The organism is Burkholderia sp. HI2761 (assembly GCF_002223355.1).
Classification (GTDB): Bacteria; Pseudomonadota; Gammaproteobacteria; order Burkholderiales; family Burkholderiaceae; genus Burkholderia.
In genome coordinates this window covers 831,724-852,481 of record NZ_NKFN01000001.1, presented here as the reverse complement: position 1 = coordinate 852,481, position 20,758 = coordinate 831,724, and the positions used below count along the sequence as shown (strand labels likewise).

24 protein-coding genes are annotated in these 20,758 nt (G+C 61.1%); 11 read left to right on the top strand and 13 right to left on the bottom strand.

Going from position 1 to position 20,758, the window contains the following annotated elements:
* Positions 1-77 precede the first annotated feature (77 nt).
* From CFB46_RS35800 to dnaA, 6 genes are all read right to left on the bottom strand, one after another.
* On the bottom strand, positions 78-242 hold the full coding sequence (locus tag CFB46_RS35800; protein WP_179235012.1) for a hypothetical protein: 165 nt from the start codon (positions 240-242) through the stop codon (positions 78-80).
* A gap of 174 nt (positions 243-416) precedes the next feature.
* Positions 417-1,046 carry a Kiwa anti-phage protein KwaB-like domain-containing protein gene (locus CFB46_RS04105; RefSeq protein ID WP_089499312.1) on the bottom strand — a complete coding sequence of 210 codons (630 nt, stop codon included), beginning with the start codon at positions 1,044-1,046 and terminating at the stop codon, positions 417-419.
* 51 nt (positions 1,047-1,097) lie between these two features.
* Positions 1,098-2,387 (bottom strand): DUF5677 domain-containing protein, encoded by a 1,290-nt coding sequence (locus CFB46_RS35070; protein ID WP_143751580.1) that lies wholly within the window; start codon positions 2,385-2,387, stop codon positions 1,098-1,100.
* Positions 2,388-2,621: 234 nt separating this feature from the next.
* Positions 2,622-5,096: a DNA topoisomerase (ATP-hydrolyzing) subunit B gene (gene gyrB, locus CFB46_RS04100; protein ID WP_089499311.1), complete on the bottom strand. Its 2,475-nt coding sequence runs from the start codon at positions 5,094-5,096 to the stop codon at positions 2,622-2,624.
* A 193-nt stretch (positions 5,097-5,289) separates the two neighbouring features.
* Positions 5,290-6,396: a DNA polymerase III subunit beta gene (gene dnaN, locus CFB46_RS04095; RefSeq protein WP_006490996.1), complete on the bottom strand. Its 1,107-nt coding sequence runs from the start codon at positions 6,394-6,396 to the stop codon at positions 5,290-5,292.
* A 169-nt stretch (positions 6,397-6,565) separates the two neighbouring features.
* Positions 6,566-8,143: a chromosomal replication initiator protein DnaA gene (gene dnaA / locus CFB46_RS04090; RefSeq protein WP_218827922.1), complete on the bottom strand. Its 1,578-nt coding sequence runs from the start codon at positions 8,141-8,143 to the stop codon at positions 6,566-6,568.
* Between the two features lie 420 nt (positions 8,144-8,563).
* Here dnaA and rpmH point away from each other — a divergent pair, with 420 nt between their 5' ends.
* The 4 genes from rpmH (at position 8,564) to yidC (ending at position 11,187) form a co-directional block, all read left to right on the top strand.
* Positions 8,564-8,698: a 50S ribosomal protein L34 gene (gene rpmH / locus CFB46_RS04080; protein WP_004198824.1), complete on the top strand. Its 135-nt coding sequence runs from the start codon at positions 8,564-8,566 to the stop codon at positions 8,696-8,698.
* A gap of 15 nt (positions 8,699-8,713) precedes the next feature.
* Complete coding sequence (gene rnpA / locus CFB46_RS04075) at positions 8,714-9,175, top strand: ribonuclease P protein component (protein WP_031401531.1); 462 nt, start codon at positions 8,714-8,716, stop codon at positions 9,173-9,175.
* 75 nt (positions 9,176-9,250) lie between these two features.
* A complete protein-coding gene (gene yidD / locus CFB46_RS04070) occupies positions 9,251-9,517 on the top strand; it encodes a membrane protein insertion efficiency factor YidD (RefSeq protein WP_006750110.1) in 267 nt (88 codons plus the stop codon).
* A gap of 8 nt (positions 9,518-9,525) precedes the next feature.
* Positions 9,526-11,187 (top strand): membrane protein insertase YidC, encoded by a 1,662-nt coding sequence (gene yidC / locus CFB46_RS04065; RefSeq protein ID WP_027785802.1) that lies wholly within the window; start codon positions 9,526-9,528, stop codon positions 11,185-11,187.
* Between the two features lie 115 nt (positions 11,188-11,302).
* Here the strand turns inward: yidC and CFB46_RS04060 are convergent, their stop codons facing one another.
* Positions 11,303-11,737: a transcriptional regulator gene (locus tag CFB46_RS04060; RefSeq protein ID WP_027785801.1), complete on the bottom strand. Its 435-nt coding sequence runs from the start codon at positions 11,735-11,737 to the stop codon at positions 11,303-11,305.
* A gap of 337 nt (positions 11,738-12,074) precedes the next feature.
* On the opposite strand from CFB46_RS04060, the gene mnmE reads away from it, so the two are divergent.
* On the top strand, positions 12,075-13,469 hold the full coding sequence (mnmE, locus tag CFB46_RS04055) for a tRNA uridine-5-carboxymethylaminomethyl(34) synthesis GTPase MnmE (RefSeq protein WP_089499309.1): 1,395 nt from the start codon (positions 12,075-12,077) through the stop codon (positions 13,467-13,469).
* Between the two features lie 49 nt (positions 13,470-13,518).
* On the top strand, positions 13,519-13,941 hold the full coding sequence (locus CFB46_RS04050) for a hypothetical protein (protein WP_143751579.1): 423 nt from the start codon (positions 13,519-13,521) through the stop codon (positions 13,939-13,941).
* A 207-nt stretch (positions 13,942-14,148) separates the two neighbouring features.
* Here CFB46_RS04050 and CFB46_RS04045 read toward each other — a convergent pair whose 3' ends face one another.
* Positions 14,149-14,400, bottom strand: coding sequence for an Arc family DNA-binding protein (locus CFB46_RS04045; protein ID WP_089499307.1), 252 nt, complete (start codon positions 14,398-14,400; stop codon positions 14,149-14,151).
* A 437-nt stretch (positions 14,401-14,837) separates the two neighbouring features.
* On the opposite strand from CFB46_RS04045, the gene CFB46_RS35065 reads away from it, so the two are divergent.
* Together CFB46_RS35065 and CFB46_RS04040 are read left to right on the top strand one after the other, a co-directional pair.
* On the top strand, positions 14,838-15,017 hold the full coding sequence (locus CFB46_RS35065) for a hypothetical protein (RefSeq protein ID WP_143751578.1): 180 nt from the start codon (positions 14,838-14,840) through the stop codon (positions 15,015-15,017).
* On the top strand, positions 15,010-15,225 hold the full coding sequence (locus CFB46_RS04040; protein WP_089499306.1) for a hypothetical protein: 216 nt from the start codon (positions 15,010-15,012) through the stop codon (positions 15,223-15,225). The genes CFB46_RS35065 and CFB46_RS04040 overlap by 8 nt, the downstream gene beginning before the upstream one ends.
* A 224-nt stretch (positions 15,226-15,449) precedes the next feature.
* Here the strand turns inward: CFB46_RS04040 and CFB46_RS36300 are convergent, their stop codons facing one another.
* From CFB46_RS36300 to CFB46_RS35795, 4 genes are all read right to left on the bottom strand, one after another.
* Positions 15,450-15,575, bottom strand: a complete 126-nt coding sequence (locus tag CFB46_RS36300; RefSeq protein ID WP_256980637.1) for a hypothetical protein — start codon at positions 15,573-15,575, stop codon at positions 15,450-15,452.
* 150 nt (positions 15,576-15,725) lie between these two features.
* Entirely contained in the window at positions 15,726-17,084 is a 1,359-nt protein-coding gene (locus CFB46_RS04035; RefSeq protein ID WP_089499305.1) for a sensor domain-containing diguanylate cyclase, read from the bottom strand.
* A gap of 109 nt (positions 17,085-17,193) precedes the next feature.
* Positions 17,194-17,442, bottom strand: a complete 249-nt coding sequence (locus CFB46_RS04030; protein WP_027785796.1) for a DUF2795 domain-containing protein — start codon at positions 17,440-17,442, stop codon at positions 17,194-17,196.
* 113 nt (positions 17,443-17,555) lie between these two features.
* Positions 17,556-17,723 carry a hypothetical protein gene (locus CFB46_RS35795; RefSeq protein WP_175888569.1) on the bottom strand — a complete coding sequence of 56 codons (168 nt, stop codon included), beginning with the start codon at positions 17,721-17,723 and terminating at the stop codon, positions 17,556-17,558.
* 154 nt (positions 17,724-17,877) lie between these two features.
* Between CFB46_RS35795 and speG the strand changes: the two genes are divergently transcribed.
* The 3 genes from speG to CFB46_RS04015 all read left to right on the top strand — a co-directional run bounded on the left by speG (position 17,878) and on the right by CFB46_RS04015 (position 20,014).
* Entirely contained in the window at positions 17,878-18,435 is a 558-nt protein-coding gene (gene speG, locus CFB46_RS04025; protein WP_089499336.1) for a spermidine N1-acetyltransferase, read from the top strand.
* Positions 18,436-18,923: 488 nt separating this feature from the next.
* Positions 18,924-19,271: a surface attachment protein Sap1 gene (sap1, locus tag CFB46_RS04020; protein WP_179235028.1), complete on the top strand. Its 348-nt coding sequence runs from the start codon at positions 18,924-18,926 to the stop codon at positions 19,269-19,271.
* 188 nt (positions 19,272-19,459) lie between these two features.
* A complete protein-coding gene (locus tag CFB46_RS04015) occupies positions 19,460-20,014 on the top strand; it encodes a YaeQ family protein (RefSeq protein ID WP_089499304.1) in 555 nt (184 codons plus the stop codon).
* A 21-nt stretch (positions 20,015-20,035) separates the two neighbouring features.
* Here CFB46_RS04015 and CFB46_RS04010 read toward each other — a convergent pair whose 3' ends face one another.
* A complete protein-coding gene (locus tag CFB46_RS04010) occupies positions 20,036-20,449 on the bottom strand; it encodes a VOC family protein (RefSeq protein WP_027785791.1) in 414 nt (137 codons plus the stop codon).
* Positions 20,450-20,758 lie beyond the last annotated feature (309 nt).

Here is a 20,758-nt window from a genome sequence, read left to right as displayed (position 1 = left end):
TAGCGTCAAGGGTGCGCTGCGCCGCGCGTGCGGCGCTCGCCTCGACCCGAAGGGTGGCGCGGGGGGCGCGAGTCGCGTCACAGTGGATTTGGCAGGGCGTTGGAAGGCGTGAATGGGGGCGTGTCGAGTAGCGCGGCCTTGGCGGCGAGCAGACCGTTTTTATCAGTTTCGAAGCCGCGAAGCCGTGCCGCTGTCGACGTCTTGGTGTTATAGACCGGCGCGTCTTCGTTCACGTTTTTCATGCTGATTATAAACGACGCCAATTTTGCCGAATCATCCAATATAACGGAAGCGTTGTGCTAAATACGGCCTTGTGCGCCAATGAGTTAATGTGTGAGGATGGATGAGAACATCGAATCGAACAAGAAAGAGAGTTCGGGTCAATCTCTCGCTTTAAAAAGCCCGGAATAGCGATGTCAGTCGGCTAGCCGCTTCGAGTTTGACACGAAGTGGCTTTTGTACAGCGCCGATTCGTAATAGTCCTCGTCGAGAAATTTCAGCAACTTTCGGAGTTCCGCTTTGTCGGTCGGCAAAATGATCCGGTCATCTTCGTCGATTCGGACTTGCAGATTGAATTGTTGCGCGGCGTTGGCGATTTGGCGGCCAGTGTGGGCATCGAGAATGCCTGATTGTGAAATGAAAGATATTTTCTTTCGGATGAGTGGGCCGGCCTTAGCCACGAAGGCCGCGGCGTCCTCCACAGCAATGTTTTCGTGCGCTATGAACGCTTCCACTTCCTCGTTGGTGGCCTCGCGGTAGTGTTGGCTCAGGTCGAACACGCGACGTAGAAAATGGAAACTCTTGAACGTGATCGCGACGATTTCGAGCACGGCTAGCAGATGAGTGTCTAGCGTCAGGCCGTCTTCCTGAATGCGCTGGAAAGTGTCGCCGGAGAACAGCATTGAAAGCGTCTTCTTTGAGATCAGGCGACGTCGCTTGAAGTTCTGGATCAATGCCGCCAGGCGCTCATTACGGCGATGGCTAAAAAATAGCGCCTTAACGTTTTCGAGTGAATGCTGATGCGAATTGAACAACTCGACTCGCATGGGTCGCTCGATCGCGTCGATGATGCCGTCGACACATCATGCCGAATTTCTCTACTTTTGGATCGTACTATTTATTGGATCAGGGTCAGTTAATCGCCATTTGGGCGATGGATTATCGGTGACTCCAGTATCTCCAAGTATTCTTGTTACGATTGAGGCGGACAGTAAGTCGGCAAAATGGATTACTGTTCGTTTTGCATCTTCGACAAACACGGCGCTGTCTCCGTGCTCGAGTGTGTATGTGTAGCGTGCGATCATGCTAAAGTCGTGATGAGTTATGTCCGAAAGAAATTCGTAAATATCTCGGTGATGATCGATGCCAAATGGAAAAATCCTCGCTTTCTCGCTGATTACACTGGCAAGTCTGTACGCGCGAATGTGACCATCAATAAGTAATTTCGCATCTTGCTCTGAGAGTTCCCTTCTTTTTACTTCGTCTTTGTACATATTCTTGCAGCGCTCTTCCCATTTCTTTTGATTTTCAACTGCCGCAAGTTGCAAGTATCGATACATCTCCGTGGGGGCCAGCCAATCTACGTAAAAAGTCAGGGCGAGTTCATATAGACTTCTTAGGATGGAGATGGAATTTAGGTGGAGCTCATTCTCAAATAGAATTTTTATTGAAACTAGAGACTCTCTGACCCTAAGCAAAACGGAATGCAGCGTATGATGGTAGTGCATTACCTCATCGCCGTCGCGATGGAATTTTCTGACTTTATTTCTCGCAAAATCAACGGCTTCGATTATTCTGTCAATTGATGTTGAATCTTCTGGGCGGTCTAGTTCAAAAAAGGATGGCACCAAGTCATGCGTCACTCCAACGGTGTTGCTCATGTAGGATATCGGCCCAATTCTCGATGAGATTATAGTTTTTATTCCAATTGCTGATTCTTTGATGTCGCCAGGATTGTCGAGTAAAACTACTGGAACGATCTCGATCCCGAGATTTTGATAGGCAAAGTAGGTGGAGACGTCGTCTGGGCAAACATAGTGATGTGGATCTGACTTGTTTGGATTTTTGTAAATATAGAGCGGTTGTCTATCACCTCGCTGAATTAAATATGACATGGCGGAAATGTGACTGGAATCGACTTCGTCTATGATGTAATCGAATCCGCCATCTGGCTTTTTGGGTTTGAAAAATCCGGGCTTTATATTGATTATCGGTTCGCGAGTGGCATAGGCGGTTAGCTTTCCTCTTAAATATCCAATGTATTTGTTTTGAAATATTTCGTCGAGTGCGAAATTTTCTTTTGATTTTATTTTGTTTAGGGGGATTTTCTTGATGGGCCAGCCGCGTACTACTGATAGAGGGTCGGCAGAATAGTCATTCTTGCTCATGTGGCGACCTCGGTTAGTTTCAGTGATTGTTGCATGTCTTGAATCGCTGTATTGGCTGTTGGTGAGATGGAAGCTGATTGATGATCGAATCGTCGGTTACCCGAAAGTGAATTTGTGAGCAGGCTTCATTGCTCATAAATTTCACATCCATCTTGCCAATATTATTTAAAAAGCCGACGAACGTCGGCTTTGTTTAAATATGCGAGTTGTTGGTGGATATCTACGTTATCTTAATCAAACGTCAATATTCCCCGCCCGCAACGCATTCGACTCAATAAACGCCCGCCGCGGCTCGACATCATCCCCCATCAGCGTAGTAAAGATCCCATCCGCCGCAATCGCGTCCTCGATCTGCACACGCAGCAACCGCCGCACCGCCGGATCCATCGTCGTTTCCCAAAGCTGCCCGGGGTTCATCTCCCCCAGCCCCTTATACCGCTGCTTCGACACGTTCCGTTCAGCATCCGCCAGCAGCCACTTCATCGCGCTCTTGAAGTCGCTAACGGCCATGCTGCGCTCACCACGCTTGATAACGGCACCTTCCCCGATAAGCCCCGTGAACGTATTCGCGGTGGCCACGAGCTGCTGATAATCCGCCGTGTGCTGGAATTCCTGATCGATGACCGAAACCCGCACATTGCCGTGATGTGTCCGCTCGACATTCAGCGACCGCTGTTCCCGAACCGGATCATACGAAGGCACTACGCGCACTTCGTTCTTCAGCGCTTCGTCATGCAACGCAGCATGAAGCGCCTTCGCCGAAGCCTCGGTCGACTCCTCATTGGAGAGGTCGATCGCAACCCCATCCATGACCGCTTCCAGCGCCGCCGGATCATACAACCGGCTCAACCGATCGATCACGCTCTGCGACAGCAGATACGACCTTGCCAGCTCCCCAAGCGCATCCCCAGAAATCGCCGCCGCATTTTCACCCGGCACCAGCTCCGACCCTTGCAGCGCCAACCGCAGCATGTGCGCGTTGAGCTCCGCGTCATCCTTCAGATACCGCTCGTCCTTGCCCGCCTTGATCTTGTAAAGCGGCGGCTGCGCGATATACACATAGCCGCGCTCGATCATGTCCGGCATCTGGCGATACAGGAACGTGAGCAGCAGCGTCCGGATGTGCGCACCGTCCACGTCCGCGTCGGTCATGATGATGATGCGGTGATAGCGCAGTTTGTCGAGGTTGTAATCTTCCTTGCCGATCCCGCAACCGAGCGCGGTCACGAGCGTGACGATCTGCTCCGACGACAGCAGCTTGTCGTAGCGCGCCTTCTCGACGTTCAGCACCTTGCCGCGCAGCGGCAGGATCGCCTGGAACTTGCGATCACGCCCTTGCTTGGCCGACCCCCCTGCCGAGTCACCCTCGACGATGTAGATTTCGCACTTCGCCGGGTCTTTCTCCTGGCAGTCCGCGAGCTTGCCCGGCAGGCCGACGCCATCGAGCACACCCTTGCGGCGCGTCATCTCGCGGGCCTTGCGCGCAGCATCGCGCGCACGCGCGGCTTCGACGATCTTCCCGCAAATGATCTTCGCGTCGATCGGCGTCTCGAGCAGGAACTCTTCCAGCGCCTTCGCGACGACTTCTTCAACCGGCGCACGCACTTCGGACGACACCAGCTTGTCCTTCGTCTGCGAGCTGAACTTCGGCTCCGGCACTTTCACGGAAAGCACGCACGACAGCCCTTCGCGCATGTCGTCGCCGGTCGTCTCGACCTTCGCCTTCTTCGCGATTTCGTTGTCGGTGATGTACTTGTTGATGACGCGCGTCATCGCGGCCCGCAGGCCGGTCAGGTGCGTGCCGCCGTCGCGCTGCGGGATGTTGTTCGTGAAGCACAGCACGTTCTCGTTGTAGCTGTCGTTCCACTGCATCGCGACTTCGACGCCCACGTTGTCCTTCTCGCCGGTGGCGAAGAATACCGTAGGGTGCAGGTTGGTCTTCGTCTTGTTGATGTACTCGACGAAGCCCTTCACACCGCCGGCGAACGCGAAATCGTCTTCCTTGCCCGAGCGCAGGTCGGTGAGACGAATCCGCACGCCGTTGTTCAGGAACGAAAGCTCGCGCATCCGCTTCGCGAGGATGTCGTAGTGATACTCGACCGTGCCGAAAATGGTCGGATCGGCCATGAAGTGAACTTCGGTGCCGCGGTTCTCGGTGTCGCCCGTCACGAGCATCGGCGACACTTCCACGCCGTCCACCACTTCGAGCACGCGATCCTGCGCGACGCCGCGATGGAACTCCATGAAACGCTTCTTGCCGTCGCGGCGCACGGTGAGGCGCAGCCAGCTCGACAGCGCGTTCACGCACGACACGCCCACGCCGTGCAGGCCGCCGGACACCTTGTAGCTGTTCTGGTCGAACTTGCCGCCGGCGTGCAGCTCGGTCATCACGATCTCGGCGGCGCTGCGCTTCGGCTCGTGCTTGTCGTTCATCTTCACGTCGGTCGGAATCCCGCGGCCGTTGTCGGTCACGGAAATCGAGTTGTCGGCGTGAATCGTCACGTGGATGTCGTTGCAGTACCCGGCCAACGCTTCGTCGATCGAGTTGTCGAGCACCTCGAACACGAGGTGGTGCAGACCGGTGCCGTCCGACGTGTCGCCGATGTACATCCCGGGGCGCTTGCGCACCGCTTCCAGCCCCTCGAGGATCTGGATCGACGAAGCGCCGTAGCTGCTGTTATCGGGTCGCGAATTGTGCTGTTCACTCATGGATATCTTCCGGTTCTGCGGGGCCACTCTCGTGGCGGCGCGGTGCGTTTCAGCGGGGGAAATCGCCGGCCGCTCGAGTTTCCTGGCCCGCCCCGGGGCACCGAAGAGGCACCAAAGGGGCGGGTTGTCGGTTCGCCATAAAAACGCCAAAGGGGCTTGCCGCCCCCTGGTGTGTGTCGCGATGTCGAACGCGTCAGATGCGCATCGGCATCACGACATACTTGAACTCGTCGTTCTCGGGCACGGTGATCAGCGCGCTCGAGCTGGCGTCGCCAAGGCTCACCTGCACGGTGTCGACCTTCAGGTTCGCGAGCACGTCGAGCAGATACGTGACGTTGAAGCCGATGTCGACGGTATCGCCCTGATAAGCGATTTCCAGTTCTTCCTGCGCCTCTTCCTGATCGGCGTTGGTCGACATGATCTTCAACTGGCCCGGCGCGATGATGCAGCGCACGCCCTTGAACTTGTCCGAGGTCAGGATCGCCGCGCGCTGCAGCGAACGCTGCAGTTCTTCACGGCCGATCTCGAACGTGTTCTTGTGCGCCTTCGGGATCACGCGCTGGAAGTCGGGGAACTTGCCCTCGACGAGTTTCGACACGAGCTCGACCTGGCCGAACGTGAACTTGGCCTGGGTTTGCGCGATGTCGATGGTGACGGTGTCGTCGATGTCCTCGAGCAGGCGCTGCAGCTCGAGAATCGTCTTGCGCGGCACGATGACTTCCTGGCGGCCGAACGTGCCGCCTTCGAGCTTCATCGACGAGAACGCGAGGCGGTGGCCATCGGTGGCCACGGCCATCAGCTGGTCGCCGTCGACGACGAGCAGCATGCCGTTCAGGTAGTAGCGGATGTCCTGCTGCGCCATCGCGAAGTGCACCATGCCGAGCAACTGGCGGAACGACTTCTGCGGGACGGTGAGCGTTGCGCCGAAATCCTTCGCCTGCGCGACGGTCGGGAACTCGTCGGCCGCCAGCGTCTGCAGTGCGAAACGGCTCTTGCCCGATTGAACGGTGAGGCGCTTGTCGGCGAGCGACAGCGTGACCTGGCCGTCAGGCATCGCGCGCAGGATGTCGAGCAGCTTGCGGGCCGCGACGGTGGTCGCGATCTGGTCGCCGCCGACGCCGAAATCGGCGCGCGTGGTGATCTGCAGCTCCAGGTCGGTCGACAGGAATGAAACGTCCGGGCCGTTCTTGGTGATCAGCAGGTTGGCGAGGATCGGCAACGTATGGCGGCGTTCGACGATGCCGCTGACCGTTTGCAGCGGCCTGAGGAGGGTGTCTCGTTCGGTCTTGACCAGTTGCATAGAGTTCCTTCGTTGAGTAACGGCCTGCAGCGCAGCAGCCACGCAGCGCCCCGCCGGCCGGGCTCTTGGCCCGCCACCACCGGGGCGGTCAAACCAGTATTGTGCCTCAAAACCGAACCGCCCCCCTTAAATTGGGGCGGAGGCCGAATTATCAAGCGCGGCCGCCCGCTCAGCCCTTCAGCGTCTGTTCCAGCACGTGCAGCTCGTGGTTGAGCTGCGCGTCCTTGCTGCGCTCGTCGGCGATCTTGCGCACCGCGTGCAGCACGGTGGTGTGATCGCGCCCGCCGAACAGCTCGCCGATCTCCGGCAGGCTCTTCTGCGTGAGTTCCTTCGCGAGATACATCGCGATCTGCCGCGGCCGCGCGATGTTCGCGGGGCGCTTCTTCGAATACATGTCGGCGACCTTGATGTTGTAGAAGTCGGCGACGGTCTTCTGGATGTTCTCGACCGAAATCTGCCGGTTCTGCACGGTCAGCAGGTCCTTCAGCGCTTCCTTGGTCAGCTCGATCGAGATCTCGCGGCCGTGGAACTTCGAATACGCGAGGATCTTGCGCAGCGCGCCTTCGAGTTCGCGCACGTTCGAGCGCAGGTGCTTCGCGACGAAGAACGCGACGTCTTCCGACAGGTTCACGCCTTCCGATTGCGCCTTGCGCATCAGGATCGCGACGCGCATCTCGAGCTCGGGCGGCTCGATCGCGACGGTGAGGCCCGAGTCGAAGCGCGAGATCAGGCGATCGTCGATGCCCGAGATCTCCTTCGGATACGTATCGCTGGTGATGATCACCTGCGCCTTGTTCGCGACCAGCGCCTCGAACGCGTAGAAGAATTCCTCTTGCGTGCGCGACTTGCCGGAGAAGAACTGGATATCGTCGATCAGCAGCAGGTCGAGCGAGTGGTAGTAGCGCTTGAAGTCGTCGAACGCCTTGCGCTGGTACGCCTTCACCACGTCGGACACGTACTGTTCCGCATGGATGTAGCGGATCCGAGCGCCGGCCTTGTCGAGCAGCAACTGGTTGCCGATCGCGTGGATCAGGTGGGTCTTGCCGAGGCCGACGCCGCCATACAGGAACAGCGGGTTGTACGAGATGCCGGGGTTGTCCGCGACCTGGATCGCGGCGGCGCGAGCGAGCTGGTTCGCCTTGCCGGTCACGAAGTTGTCGAAGGTGAGCACCGGGTTCAGCTTCGAACGTTCGTACATCGAATCGGCTTCGCCGCCGTTGGCGGGCGCGGCGCCCGGGCCCGGACGCCACGTGCGGCGGCCGGCCGCCGCTTCGTGCGCGGGCAGGCTCGGCAGGTCGATGTCGGCGTCGTCGGCGTTCAGGTGGTGCGCGGCGGCCGCGGACGGCGTCATCGGCACGTCGGCCGGCGCGCTGGGCGTGGCGGCGGCATGCGCGGTCAGGTTGGCGGCGATCGCGGCGACCGTCGCGGCCGGGCCGCCGGGCGTCAGCGGCGCGCGCGGAGCAGCCGGTGCGGCGCCCATGGCGGCGCTGCGCATGCCGGCCTTCGGATCGAGAACGAACTGGACTTCGATCGGCGTGTTCCAGAATTCACGGGCCAGATCGGCGATCCGCCCCGAAAACTGGCTCTTGACCCAGTCCAGCTTGAAGCGGTTCGGCGCGGCGATGGACAGCGTGTTCGCCGACGCATCGAAGGCCACCGGGGCCAAGGGTTTGATCCACGTCACGTACTGCTGGGGCGTCAGCTCGCGCTCCAGCAGTGCGGAACAGTGTTGCCAGAAATCGTTCATCAAGTAGCTGTCGTTTTTGCGTGCACAGCGCGGCTCGCCGGCGCCCTTGTCGCGGTCGCGCAACAAGGCCCGAAGCGGTCGTGCGAGCGTGCGTCGGACGCCTGCGTCACAGTCTTGGCGGGGCAGGCGCGGGCCGAAGCGGCGTGCGGGATTCTTGGAGATAAGGCGAGATTCTAACGCCAAACGCAGCCACAGCGGGACTTATCCACAGGCTGGGTTTGTGGGGCGCGGGGCCGGATCGCTTGGGGTGTGCACAGGCGGACGACTCCTAAGGTATTGACCGTCAAGAGAAAAACGGTTTAAATAGCGGGTTCCGCGAAAACCAATCCTGTATTCCCGGCGATTGCGTTCGCCCGAATGCCTCCGGTTAAGGGCACGCGGTCCCCTGAATTTCGACATTCTCGAACAAGTGAGAACATCATGAAACGTACTTACCAACCGTCCGTGACGCGCCGCAAGCGCACCCATGGCTTCCGTGTCCGCATGAAGACGGCAGGTGGCCGCAAGGTCATCAACGCTCGCCGCGCGAAGGGCCGCAAGCGCCTCGCCATCTAAGGCAGGTTGCGCGCTGTGTCCGCCGTCCGCAGTCCCGCGGAAGGTGCCGTCGAGCCGGGTGCGAATCCGTCGCAGACGAAAGCCGCCTTCCCGAAAGCTGCGCGACTTCTGAAAACGGATGAATTTTCATCCGTTTTTCGTTTGCGCCCGTGGCGGCGTTCCGCGCACTTCGTGATCTACGGCAAGCCGACCGGTCAGCCCGCGCGTCTGGGGCTCGTCATCGGCAAGAAGTATGCGCCGCGAGCGGTAACCCGTAACCTCGTGAAGCGGCTGGCGCGCGATGCGTTTCGCTTGCGCCGGGCCGAATTCGCCGGTTACGACCTGCTGCTGCGGCAGCACACGCGCTTCGACAAGAAAGCGCTGCCGAGCGCGGCTTCCGCCCCGCTCGCGGCGATGTGCGCGGCCGAAATCCGCGAACTGCTCGACAGGGCAGTCCGGGAAATCGCCCGCCGCGCGTCGAAGCCCGCGTCCGAGTGACGCATCCGTGCCCGGTGCGGCGTTCGCGCCCGCCCGGCCGGTTTTGACGCGGCGTCGTACGGCGCCGCCCAAGGTATGGAAACGGTATTGATCGCCTTGCTGCGCTTCTACAAGGTTGCCGTGAGCCCGATGCTCGGCAACCGTTGCCGTTTTTATCCTTCCTGTTCGGATTACGCGCGCGAGGCAATCCAGTATCATGGCGCCGCGCGCGGCACGTATCTCGCCGTCAGGCGCGTGTGCCGATGCCATCCGTTTTCCGCGGGCGGCATCGACCTCGTCCCGCCGCCCAACTCCGACACTCGCGCTCGCGGCGAAGCCGACGCGCGGTCCCATCGACTCTGAGACAACGCATGGATATCAAACGCACCGTCCTATGGGTGATCTTCTTCATGTCAGCTGTCATGCTGTACGACAACTGGCAGCGGGACCATGGACGCCCGTCGATGTTCTTCCCGAGCGCCACGCACACGGCCCCGGCCGCTGCCGGCGGCGCATCGGGCACGGGCGCGACGACGACCGCAGGTGAAGTGCCTGCCGCCGCGGCCGGCGCCGCACCGTCGACGACGGCTCCGGCCGCCCAGGCGCAGCTCGTGAAATTCTCGACCGACGTGTACGACGGCGAAATCGACACGCGCGGCGGCACGCTCGCGAAGCTGACGCTGAAGAAGCAGGGCGACGGCAAGCAGCCCGACCTGTACATCACGCTGTTCGACCACACGGCCGGCCACACGTATCTCGCACGCACGGGCCTGCTCGGCGGCGATTTCCCGAACCACAACGACGTCTACACGCAGGTCAATGCGGGCCCGACGTCGCTGACGGGCGACCAGAACACGCTGAAGCTGTCGTTCGAATCGCCGGTGAAGGGCGGCGTGAAGGTCGTGAAGACCTACACGTTCACGCGCGGCAGCTACGTGGTCGGCGTCGACACCAAGATCGACAACGTCGGCACGGTGCCTGTCACGCCGACGGTCTACATGGAACTGGTGCGCGACAACACGGCAGTCGAAACGCCGATGTTCTCGCACACGTTCCTCGGGCCGGCGGTCTATACGGACGCGAAGCACTTCCAGAAGATCGACTTCAGCGACCTCGACAAGAACAAGGCGAACTTCGAGAAGGCCGCCGACAACGGCTGGGTCGCGATGGTGCAGCACTACTTCGCGTCGGCCTGGATTCCGCAGCAGGGCGTGAAGCGCGACATCTACGCTGAAAAGATCGATCCGACGCTGTACCGCGTCGGCGTGAAGCAGCCGGTTGCCGCGATCGCGCCGGGCCAGTCGGCCGACGTGCAGGCGCGCCTGTTCGCCGGTCCGGAAGAAGAGCGCATGCTCGAAGGCATCGCGCCGGGCCTGGAGCTCGTGAAGGACTACGGCTGGGTGACGATCATCGCGAAGCCGCTGTTCTGGCTGCTCGAGAAGATTCATGGCTACGTCGGCAACTGGGGCTGGGCGATCGTGCTGCTGACGGTGCTGATCAAGGCGGTGTTCTTCCCGCTGTCGGCCGCCAGCTACAAGTCAATGGCGCGCATGAAGGAAATCACGCCGCGCATGCAGGCGCTGCGCGAACGCTTCAAGAGCGATCCGCAGAAGATGAACTCGGCGCTGATGGAGCTGTACAAGACCGAGAAGGTCAATCCGTTCGGCGGCTGCCTGCCGGTCGTGATCCAGATCCCGGTGTTCATCTCGCTGTACTGGGTGCTGCTCGCATCGGTCGAGATGCGCGGCGCGCCGTGGATTCTGTGGATTCACGACCTGTCGCAGCGCGATCCGTTCTTCATCCTGCCGGTGCTGATGGCCGTGTCGATGTTCGTGCAGACGAGCCTGAACCCGACGCCGCCGGACCCGGTCCAGGCGAAGATGATGAAGTTCATGCCGATCGCGTTCTCGGTGATGTTCTTCTTCTTCCCGGCTGGTCTGGTGCTGTACTACGTCGTGAACAACGTGCTGTCGATCGCGCAGCAGTACTACATCACGCGCAAGCTCGGCGGCGTCAAGAAGAAGCCGGCCTGACGCCCGTTGCATTCGCGGGTGGCCAGCCATCCGCGATGCTCGCAAAAAAAGCCGCATGGTTCATGACCATGCGGCTTTTTTGTTTCCCGGCGGCGGCGCGTGCGGCGGCCGCCGTTCAGGCTTTCTTCGCTTCGAGTTTCGGATCGCCGTAGAACTGCTCGATCAGTTCCTGAACGAGGTAGCGCTGGTGTGGAGACAATGCCTCGATCTTCGACGCGAGTTCGATCGTCTCGGGCGTCGGCGGATAGCGTTCGTCGCGCGGCAGCGGTTGCGGCGTCGGATGTTCGATCACGCTCGGTGACGGCCCGTAATGCAGCCAGTGCACTTCGACGCGCAACCATTCGGCCAGCGTTTCGAGTTTGTCCGACGTCGGGATCGTGCGGCCCGTCAACCATTTGTGCGCGGTTTGCGGCGAAACGGGATGCGTTCCGCGGTGGCGCAGATTGAATCGGTTCGCCAGCTCCGTCGCGCCCGTGACCTTCTCCGGGCTGCGCCGCAGGGCGAATTTCAGGCGTTCCGAGAACGCGGCTTTTTCTTCGGATGTCGGCATGGGGAGATTGTGCAATTCCATTGCCGCGTCTCAGACAACCATATGGGATAAACGTATCTCATTCGGACGAATCCCGACCTTGGTCAGGATGGGGAGTGAAATTGAGGGACGTACTGCCAAGCCCCTTCGGCCCGCATACTCGTCCGAAATGGCCGGTGTGTGATGAGGCCGGGCTGATACTCGGCTTATCCCCGGTGGGATAAATTCGGGCGAGTCCGAATCCGGCGTCGCCGCCAGTGGCGTGTGAGCCGGCACGCTACAATGCCGGCGTTCCGATGCCCGAGCTGTTGCGCGGGCGCACCATTGACTCGCTGATTACCCGATTTTTCTGATTCCCATGCTCGCTACCGATTCCGATCCGATCGTCGCCATTGCCACCGCTGCCGGCCGGGGGGGGGTCGGGGTCGTCCGCGTGTCGTTCGGGCGCGGCGGCGAGGCGGCCGCGCTGCCGCTGATCGACGCGTTGTGCGGGCAGAAGCTCGCGCCGCGTCATGCGAGCTACGTGCCGTTCCTCGACGCGCACGGCGCGCCGCTCGACCGTGGGATCGCGCTGTATTTCCCCGCGCCGCATTCGTACACCGGCGAGCACGTGCTCGAGCTACAGGGGCATGGCGGGCCGATCGTGATGCAGCTGTTGCTGCAGCGCTGCCTGGATGCGGGGCGTGGCTTCGGGCTACGGCTCGCGGAGCCGGGCGAGTTCACGCGACGCGCGTTCCTGAACGACAAGCTCGACCTCGCGCAAGCCGAAGCCGTCGCCGACCTGATCGAGGCGAGCACCGAGGCGGCCGCACGCTCGGCCGGGCGTTCGCTCGACGGCGCGTTCTCGCGGCAGATCCATGCGCTCGTCGACGACGTGATCACGCTGCGGATGCTGGTCGAGGCGACGCTCGATTTTCCGGAAGAGGAAATCGACTTCCTCGAAGCGGCCGACGCGCGCGGCAAGCTCGCGAAGATCCGCGCGCAGCTCGCGCACGTGCTCGGCGATGCGCGGCAGGGTGCGCTGTTGCGCGAAGGGCTGTCGGTCGTGCTCGCGGGGCAGCCGAACGTCGGCAAATCGTCGCTGCTGAATGCGCTGGCGGGCGCCGAGCTGGCGATCGTCACGCCGATCGCCGGAACGACGCGCGACAAGGTGGCGCAGACGATTCAGGTCGAAGGGATTCCGCTGCACATCATCGATACGGCCGGGCTGCGCGAGACGGAGGACGAAGTCGAACGGATCGGGATTGCGCGCACGTGGAGCGAGATCGAGCGCGCGGATGTCGTGCTGCATCTGCTCGATTCGCGCACGGGGATGACGCCGGACGACGGGACGATCGCGGCGCGGTTTCCGGCCGGCGTGCCGGTGGTGCGTGTGCTGAACAAGACGGATCTGACCGGCGTGCCGGCGTGCGTCGAGCATCCGGCGGCGGAAGGTGACCTGACGGAGGTACATCTGTCGGCGAAGCGCGGCGACGGGATCGACATGCTGCGCGCGGAGCTGCTGCGGATCGCGGGGTGGCAGGCGGGGGCGGAAGGTGTGTATCTCGCGCGCGAGCGGCATTTGATTGCGTTGCGGGCGGCGCAAGAGCATCTGGCGCAGGCGGCGGATCATGCGGAGCAAAGGGCGCAGTCGCTCGATTTGTTTGCCGAGGAGTTGAGGCTCACGCAGGAGCAGCTCAATGCGATTACCGGGGAGTTCACTTCGGATGATCTGCTGGGGGTGATTTTCAGCAGGTTTTGTATCGGGAAATGATCCCAGGGTCATCGAATGCGATCCGGACGGTACGTCGCGGTTGCACTTCATGCCGATCGTATGGCACCTGGTACTGGTGGCCATGGCGGATCTAACCCGCTACTACGTCACCGCGTTAAATCAGCACCGGGCTGGCCTGTCGGTTCTGATATCGCTGACCATGCTCGACTTCCTACGTTCCCATTCGTTCCCAGATGGCAATGTAACGCTATTACAGCTCTACCGCTTCGATCATGATGTTGTCATCAGCCTGGAGCGAAACTTCGAGCAAGCTAAGGAAGGACTACTACGCGCCTTTGGAGTGGAGCGGGAAGCTCCTAGGATTGGGATCAAGGGCTGCGCGATGCCAAACCTTGACTTGACTATTTCTGAAGGCTTCGGGCCTACCGCGAGTTCCAGTAGCGTGTTGGAACCATCGAGCATGGCCGAGGTAGCATGGGCTCAGCCCCCCGTTTTCGATTGCGGAGATTGAAGGCGCTGGTCCAAGTGTGGGCCGGACATGGTTCGGCTGGTGTTGTGGGCGATGAAAGCTGGCGTCTGATCGAGTCAATTGGTTACGGGTGCGGTGAAAAATGGTACGGCCCCGTCAATTGACTGAAAGCTGGGGCCAGAACAGTCTATTGCTACAGAGAACGGGTCCCCGTTTCCAGGGCGCCTTTCTGGTTGTGCTGCGTGGCGATCAACGCTTGCCGTGGCGCTGTTGCTGTTCGCCCAGTGCTTGGACGACTTTTCCGGCGACTGTATCGGCGAACAAGTCCAGCGTCTGCTCGTCGATCGATCGAGGCCCTGCGCTATCGTGAGCAAGGCTTTCCTCCAAACGCGCCACAATTTCGGCGGTTAGTGATCGCTTGCTTTTCACAGACGCTTCTATCAACCGCTCTTTGAGGGCAGCCGGAATGCGCAGGTTGGTTTGGGGTTCATCGCGAGCCATAGCCAAGTCTAAGGCAGCACGGTGCTTGCAATCAATGAAGCACCGTGCTATACATATGAGTAGCACGGTGCTTCATGGCGATCGATGTTATGTGAGATTGTTCGACGAGGTCACGATAGAGACGACTCGTCCTTGGTAGGTCCTATTGCCTATTTCGGTCCGCGGCCGCTGGATGGAGAGGGCAATTTGAAGCGTTGATGTCATACCGCAAATCTTGGTGGTTCTCTTGATCGAAATTCGTTCGAATCGTCGGGGAATTGGAGAGGCTGCGAAGATGTACTGCGAGTAGACGGCTGATTCTTTGTTCAACGGAATTGGCAACCAACCATCAGGTGCTTGCCGCATTGTCTGAAACTTGGTTTTGATAGATCTGACTTCGTTCAGGTATGTAAATATGCGTATCAATTAGGAAAACTAATTTAGTGCGAGGATGGAAAATGAACGACAAAGGACTTGCGAGCAGCAATCGTTCTGCTATTCAAGGTAGAGACGCAGATGCATCTTGTCGCGATGTTCTGGATGCTCCGGGCATTGACCAAAAAAATGTTATCACTCAGCGCCTCGATAGCAGTAGAGGAGGCCGCCGCATAGAGATCGCGGAGGCTCATCATGGCTGACAATGACGATCCGATCTTGGGGGCTGACGAAGTGCGCCGCGAACTAATTCAGGCATCGCGTCAACTAAGCGTATTGCTGCTCGATCTTTCGATGGACCCCGAGCGGATTTTCGAACACTTCGCCCCACGTCGTGATGCCTTCTTCGAATTACTGTCGGATCTAAGCGTCAAGATCAATACGCGCGTGGAGGAGCTGCTTCGCGAGTGATGATATGAGTATTCTGGCGTCCCAGCCCATTTTTGCTGTGAGGGCGATCATGCCGCCGACTGAGCGGAGCACAATTCCGCCGACGCGACGCAAGTCATCTGTTACGCGAAGAGCGATGTTCACGCTCGGCCGCTTCGGATTTCGCGCGACGCGCGGCGTTGTACCGGAGGCCGCTTAATGAAGCCTCATCGATGTTTGGAGCGGTGTCGTATATTTCCCGCGTGTCAATCCCAATGACGATGATGATGGTAATACCCGCCATCACCGTAATACCCGCCACCGTCAGGCACCACGATACAGCCGCTCAGCAACACGGCCACGCCTGCAATCAGCAAAAGAGTTTTCTTCATGGCGTTCACCTGCTCGGGTTCGATATGAAACCGAGCATAGCGAGCGCCCGCAACCCGGGCTGTAAGCATTGGTATCCCTGCGGCGCTTTGCGTAACGGCGCATTATTCCGGTCAAAATGACCGTAACAAATACCCAAACAACAGACGTTATCAGGCGACGACCACCCTGTTTCGCCCCGTATCCTTCGCCCGATACAGCGCGGCATCGGCGGCTTCGATCAACGCATCGGGTGTCGACAGATCATCCGCCGACACGGTCGCACAGCCGACGCTGACGCTCACGCGCCCGGCCGGCGAGTCGGGCATCGCAAGGTCGAGCCGCAGCACCGCTTCGCGCGCTTCGTCGGCTACCACCCGCGCGCCGCGCGCGCCGGTGTTCGGCAGCACGATCGCGAACTCCTCCCCGCCGTAACGCGCGACGATATCCGCGGGCCTCCGCACGGCACCGGCCAGTGCATTCGCGACGGCGATCAGGCACGCATCGCCCTTCACGTGACCGAATGCGTCGTTGTACGCCTTGAAGTGATCGACGTCGACCATCAGCAGCGACAACGATTCGCCCTGCCGTCGCGCCTGCAGGAACAGCGTGTGGAAATGATCGTTGAAGTGGCTGCGGTTGAACGCGCCGGTCAGCCCGTCGCGCGCGGACGAACGAATCAGCGTCGCGTGCGCTTCGAACAACTGCTGATACAGCATCGTCACTTCCCACGCGAGCACGCACACGAGCACGCCGGGCGTGAACATGCTGAACACGCGTGCGACGTACCAGCCGACCGTGAAGCGGTTCGTGGTCAGCAGGTTCAGCGTCGTGTCGGTAAGGCACGCGAGCACCGCGATCGCGAGCCACAGGTCGAGCGTAGTGCGCAGCCGGCCCGTGACCAGCACGCCCACGAGCGCGAGCACGTTGAGGATCCAGACGACGAGCGCGATGCCGTTGACGGGCAGCACGGCCGCGTCGCGAGGCGGATGGAACGCGGGCGGCAGCGACACGTTCAGCGCGAGCGCGCACAGGAGTGCCGCCGCGACGGCCGGCCCGCCGACGAGCGCGACCGTCCAGCGGCGCGTCTCTTTCGCGCCGACCGGGGCGCGCGTCAACCGCTCGCGGGCGAACAGCGCGGCCATCACGAAGCACGGAAAGCCGGCATGCCAGAAGATCCACATCCATGCGGCGCTTTGCGGGCGGGCGCCGAGCAGGCCATGCGGCGCAAACACGCCGGGAAAGGTGAGCAGTTGCAGCGCGACGGCGAGCGCGGTGAACGCATAGGCGCCGCCGAGCGCACCGAGCACGGGCTGGCGCGTCACGGTGAACTGCGCGCCGAGGAAGAACGCCGCGATGCTCGCGGTCGTGAACACGGTGAGCGCGCACATCGGCATGAACGGCTCGACGGCCGGCAGCGCGACGTTCGCGTGCGGCGCGGCGATCCCGAGCGCAAGCAGGATGACGAGCGCCGTCAGCGCGCCGAACCACAGCTGACGTTGCGTCGTGTGCTGGATCAGGATGCCTTCCATGGACTCCCCCGGACACGCGTGCTCAAACGCCCGATCTTGCGCCGGGCGGCACGCATCCGATCGCGGCGCGACCGGTGCGATCCGATCCTATCTCGTTATTGGCATCCGCTCAAATGCCGAGCCCCGGGCCGAAGTTGCCGGCGACGCAGCGTGTGACGGCGTCGACGTCCGCGTAATCCTGTTCGGGCAGGCCGTCGAGCATCGACAGCACGTCGTTGCTGGCGCCGGCATCGCGTGCGGCATCGACGATCGCATCCTTGTTCGCCGGATAGCGGACGGCCGCCAGCACATCGGCGATCTGCAGGTCGATCGTTTCGTTCGGGATATCGTGTGGAGGAAGGGCGGGCTTGTCGTTCACGTCGGCGTCTCGCGGGTTGGGCGGGAATCGGGTCGAAGCGCAAGGATCGTGCACCGCATGTTACTCGGCCGGCGGAGGCGGCCGGCGCGTGCTGCGATCGACGATGATCGAAGTCAATGCCCGCGACGCATGCGGCGCCACGGATGCTTCCAGTCGATGTGCGGTGCGTTCTCGTCGCGCGGATGCTGGCGGCGATGTTCCTGCCAGAGTTCGTCGGAAAACAGCGCGGCCACGATGACCAGCGGCAGCACGAGGAAAATTCCGAGTATGACTTGCTCCATCACGATAGCCTCCTTGCGGTGGCAGGAACCCTTGCTCCCATTCTAGGCTCTGAACTGCGCCCGCGTTCAATTTCTTACAGTGCGAAACGGGCCCGAACGCGGCCGTGCCGCGCGGGCGTTCCGCACGTGCGCCGGCATTAAAAAGGACATGAACATGCAACTCCAGAACGATACCAACACACTCGCGCTGCGGCCGCTGGAGCGCCAGGACCTGCGCTTCGTCCACGAGATGAACAACGACGCGAAGATCATGCGCTACTGGTTCGAGGAGCCGTACGAAACCTTCTCGGAACTGTCACAACTGTACGACCGCCACGTGCACGACCAGCGCGAGCGCCGTTTCGTCGCGGTCGATGCGCAAGACGAACTGGTCGGCCTCGTCGAACTGATCGAGCTCGATTACATCCACCGTCGCGGCGAGTTCCAGATCATCATCGCGCCGCAGTGCCAGGGGCGCGGCTACGCGGGCCAGGCGACGCGCCTCGCGATCGAGTACGCGTTCAAGGTGTTGAACATGCGCAAGCTGTACCTGATCGTCGACACGTCGAACGCGGCGGCAATCCATGTGTACGAGAAATGCGGATTCCAGCACGAGGCCGAATTAAAGGAAGAATTTTTCGGGAATGGTGTGTATCACAACGCTTATCGCATGTGCATCTTCCAGCGCGAATATTTCGAGCGCCAGCAAATCGGGCTGAATAAAGCAGGGTAAACGCCACACTGGTAAAAGGCACTTGCGGCGCGGCTCGGAGGGCGCAGAACGGAGGCGGGAACTACGGATAAATACGGATGCGCTTATACCTGGCATTTTTCTTGTATCAGGTAAATGCGATTCCGCGCTGCGGTAAAGTCGAATCGTTTCGGATGACTTTATGTGCAACGCATCAAAATGATCTGGATAGCGAAATGGATTATCCAAACCGTTCAATCGGCGCATTGTAACTTTGCTGAAAGCCTTGTCGGGTAACGCTTTCCGCCCGGCGGCGCGGGCCGGCGCGTCGTTCGGCAACCGTTGCCGCCCGGGTGAATCGCGCCAAAAGCGGGTTGCGCACGGGGTGCGACAATCCGCCGCTATTGCGGTCGCACAACAAATGTGCTTGCTATCGTTTGCCGGTCTTCTAAAGTGAAAAACGCGGGTTCACGATCACCTTTAAACACATAGCTAACCCAGCCTGGTGCCCGCAAGCCTGGAGACAGAACATGATGAAGCGTACCGGTGTCCTTTTTGCCCTTGTCGGCGCATTTTGTGCTGTGTCGATTGCCCAGGCCGGCGGCGATTCGGCCGTCAAGCCGAAGCAGGAAATCCAGCTGACGAAGAATGCATGGGGCTGTCTGTCGAAAGACAATCTGGATTCCGTACTGAATCACGAACGTGACGGCAAGTCGCAGGCGAAGCAGCAGTACTTCGACGACTTCCGCTGCCTGTCGGTGCCGGAAGGCCAGCGCTTCCGCGTGGTATCGGTCGATCAGGGCGACGTGCAGTTCGTCAGCGCCGACAACAGCGACCAGCAGGGTCTCTGGACCGATTCGCGCTTCGTCAAGCAGTAACCGTCCATCCACCGCGCCGTCGCACGACGCGCGAGCGCACCGGCCCGACTGGCCGGCGGCGCGAATCGAACACGGCCCGGCCATGCCGGGCCGTTGTGCTGTGAATCGCGCATGAAGCACGCCGGACGGCGCGCATTCGGTATCATCACGGCCCGACCGAACCGAATGCCCGCCCGGGCCGCATCCGCATGGCGCTGAAATCCACGATCTACAAAGCCGAACTGCAAATCGCCGACATGGATCGGCATTACTACGCCGATCACGCGCTGACGGTGGCGCGCCATCCGTCGGAAACCGACGATCGGATGATGGTGCGTATCGTCGCGTTCGCGCTGTTCGCGCACGAACGGCTCGAATTCAGCAAGGGGCTGTCGGACGTCGACGAGCCCGATCTGTGGCAGAAGGACCTGACGGGCGCGATCGACGTGTGGATCGAGGCCGGCCAGCCGGACGAACGGCGCATCTCGAAGGCGGCCGGCCGTGCCGGGCAGGTCACGGTGATCGCCTACGGCGGCAAGACGTCGGAAATCTGGTGGCAGGGCGTGCGCAGCAAGGTCGAACGGCTGCGCAACGTGCAGGTGCTGTCGCTCGCCGACGGCGTCGCGGCCGCGCTCGGGCGGCTCGCGGAACGCACGATGCGCCTGCAGTGCACGGTGCAGGACGGCGCCGCGTGGATCTCGAGCGCCGACCACGATCCGATCGCGGTCGAGTGGACGGTGCTGAAGGCGCGCGCCGACGCGTGATGGCCCGCGCGCCTGCGGCGTTCAGCCGAGCGCGGCCGGCGGCCCCTTGAATTCGACCATGTTCCCTTCGGGATCGAACAGGTAGATCGACGGCCCGTAGCCGCCGGCGCCGTAGCGCTGCGCCGGCGCTTCCGGCCGCGCGCCATGCGCGGCGAAATGGGCGATCAGTGCGTCGGGGTCGAACGGCTCGACACGCAGGCACAGGTGGTCGAGGTTGCGCCCGGTGCCGGGCGGGCCGCTGTCGGGGCGGTCGATCGGGCCGCCGACCGTCAGCAGGTCGATCAGCGCATCGCCGGCGCGCAGTTGCACGAGGCCCAGATCGGGCTGCTCCTTCTCCACGTGGCAACCGACGGCGTCGCAGTAAAAGCGTGTCATTGCCGCCATGTCGGTCACGCGCAGCACGATGTGATCGATTCCGCGGATGGTGGGCTTCATGGGCGGGAACTCCTTCGCAGTCGACGAGCATCGAGTGTAGACGCATCGCGCCTGCGCTGCCGGCCGGAACCCGGCACAATCGACGGACGAAAAAAAGCCCGTTCACGCAGAGCGGAACGGGCTTAATCCATATCAGGAGGAGACATGGAGGAGACAGTTCCAACTATACACACGGCGATGGTGCGACGCAATATTCCGATTGCAAAAAAACGTCAGGACGACGATTTGCCGCATCCGCACTGCAGCAAAATGGTGACGGGACGATGACGAAAAACGCGCGGGAGCGGCTGTCGCGCGCATTTCGTCGGA

What these genes read in the sequence shown, in the direction of transcription:
- CFB46_RS04060 (WP_027785801.1), bottom strand. Translation starts at nt 11,737, where the DNA reads ATGCCGACATCCGAAGAAAAAGCCGCGTTCTCGGAACGCCTGAAATTC.
- dnaA (WP_218827922.1), bottom strand. Translation starts at nt 8,143, where the DNA reads ATGAACGATTTCTGGCAACACTGTTCCGCACTGCTGGAGCGCGAGCTG.
- CFB46_RS35800 (WP_179235012.1), bottom strand. Translation starts at nt 242, where the DNA reads ATGAAAAACGTGAACGAAGACGCGCCGGTCTATAACACCAAGACGTCG.
- sap1 (WP_179235028.1), top strand. Translation starts at nt 18,924, where the DNA reads ATGATGAAGCGTACCGGTGTCCTTTTTGCCCTTGTCGGCGCATTTTGT.
- CFB46_RS04040 (WP_089499306.1), top strand. Translation starts at nt 15,010, where the DNA reads ATGGCTGACAATGACGATCCGATCTTGGGGGCTGACGAAGTGCGCCGC.
- speG (WP_089499336.1), top strand. Translation starts at nt 17,878, where the DNA reads ATGCAACTCCAGAACGATACCAACACACTCGCGCTGCGGCCGCTGGAG.
- mnmE (WP_089499309.1), top strand. Translation starts at nt 12,075, where the DNA reads ATGCTCGCTACCGATTCCGATCCGATCGTCGCCATTGCCACCGCTGCC.
- yidC (WP_027785802.1), top strand. Translation starts at nt 9,526, where the DNA reads ATGGATATCAAACGCACCGTCCTATGGGTGATCTTCTTCATGTCAGCT.
- CFB46_RS04015 (WP_089499304.1), top strand. Translation starts at nt 19,460, where the DNA reads ATGGCGCTGAAATCCACGATCTACAAAGCCGAACTGCAAATCGCCGAC.
- yidD (WP_006750110.1), top strand. Translation starts at nt 9,251, where the DNA reads ATGGAAACGGTATTGATCGCCTTGCTGCGCTTCTACAAGGTTGCCGTG.
- CFB46_RS04050 (WP_143751579.1), top strand. Translation starts at nt 13,519, where the DNA reads ATGCCGATCGTATGGCACCTGGTACTGGTGGCCATGGCGGATCTAACC.
- CFB46_RS35795 (WP_175888569.1), bottom strand. Translation starts at nt 17,723, where the DNA reads ATGGAGCAAGTCATACTCGGAATTTTCCTCGTGCTGCCGCTGGTCATC.
- CFB46_RS04045 (WP_089499307.1), bottom strand. Translation starts at nt 14,400, where the DNA reads ATGGCTCGCGATGAACCCCAAACCAACCTGCGCATTCCGGCTGCCCTC.
- dnaN (WP_006490996.1), bottom strand. Translation starts at nt 6,396, where the DNA reads ATGCAACTGGTCAAGACCGAACGAGACACCCTCCTCAGGCCGCTGCAA.
- gyrB (WP_089499311.1), bottom strand. Translation starts at nt 5,096, where the DNA reads ATGAGTGAACAGCACAATTCGCGACCCGATAACAGCAGCTACGGCGCT.
- CFB46_RS35070 (WP_143751580.1), bottom strand. Translation starts at nt 2,387, where the DNA reads ATGAGCAAGAATGACTATTCTGCCGACCCTCTATCAGTAGTACGCGGC.
- CFB46_RS36300 (WP_256980637.1), bottom strand. Translation starts at nt 15,575, where the DNA reads ATGAAGAAAACTCTTTTGCTGATTGCAGGCGTGGCCGTGTTGCTGAGC.
- CFB46_RS04105 (WP_089499312.1), bottom strand. Translation starts at nt 1,046, where the DNA reads ATGCGAGTCGAGTTGTTCAATTCGCATCAGCATTCACTCGAAAACGTT.
- CFB46_RS04035 (WP_089499305.1), bottom strand. Translation starts at nt 17,084, where the DNA reads ATGGAAGGCATCCTGATCCAGCACACGACGCAACGTCAGCTGTGGTTC.
- CFB46_RS35065 (WP_143751578.1), top strand. Translation starts at nt 14,838, where the DNA reads ATGAACGACAAAGGACTTGCGAGCAGCAATCGTTCTGCTATTCAAGGT.
- rpmH (WP_004198824.1), top strand. Translation starts at nt 8,564, where the DNA reads ATGAAACGTACTTACCAACCGTCCGTGACGCGCCGCAAGCGCACCCAT.
- CFB46_RS04010 (WP_027785791.1), bottom strand. Translation starts at nt 20,449, where the DNA reads ATGAAGCCCACCATCCGCGGAATCGATCACATCGTGCTGCGCGTGACC.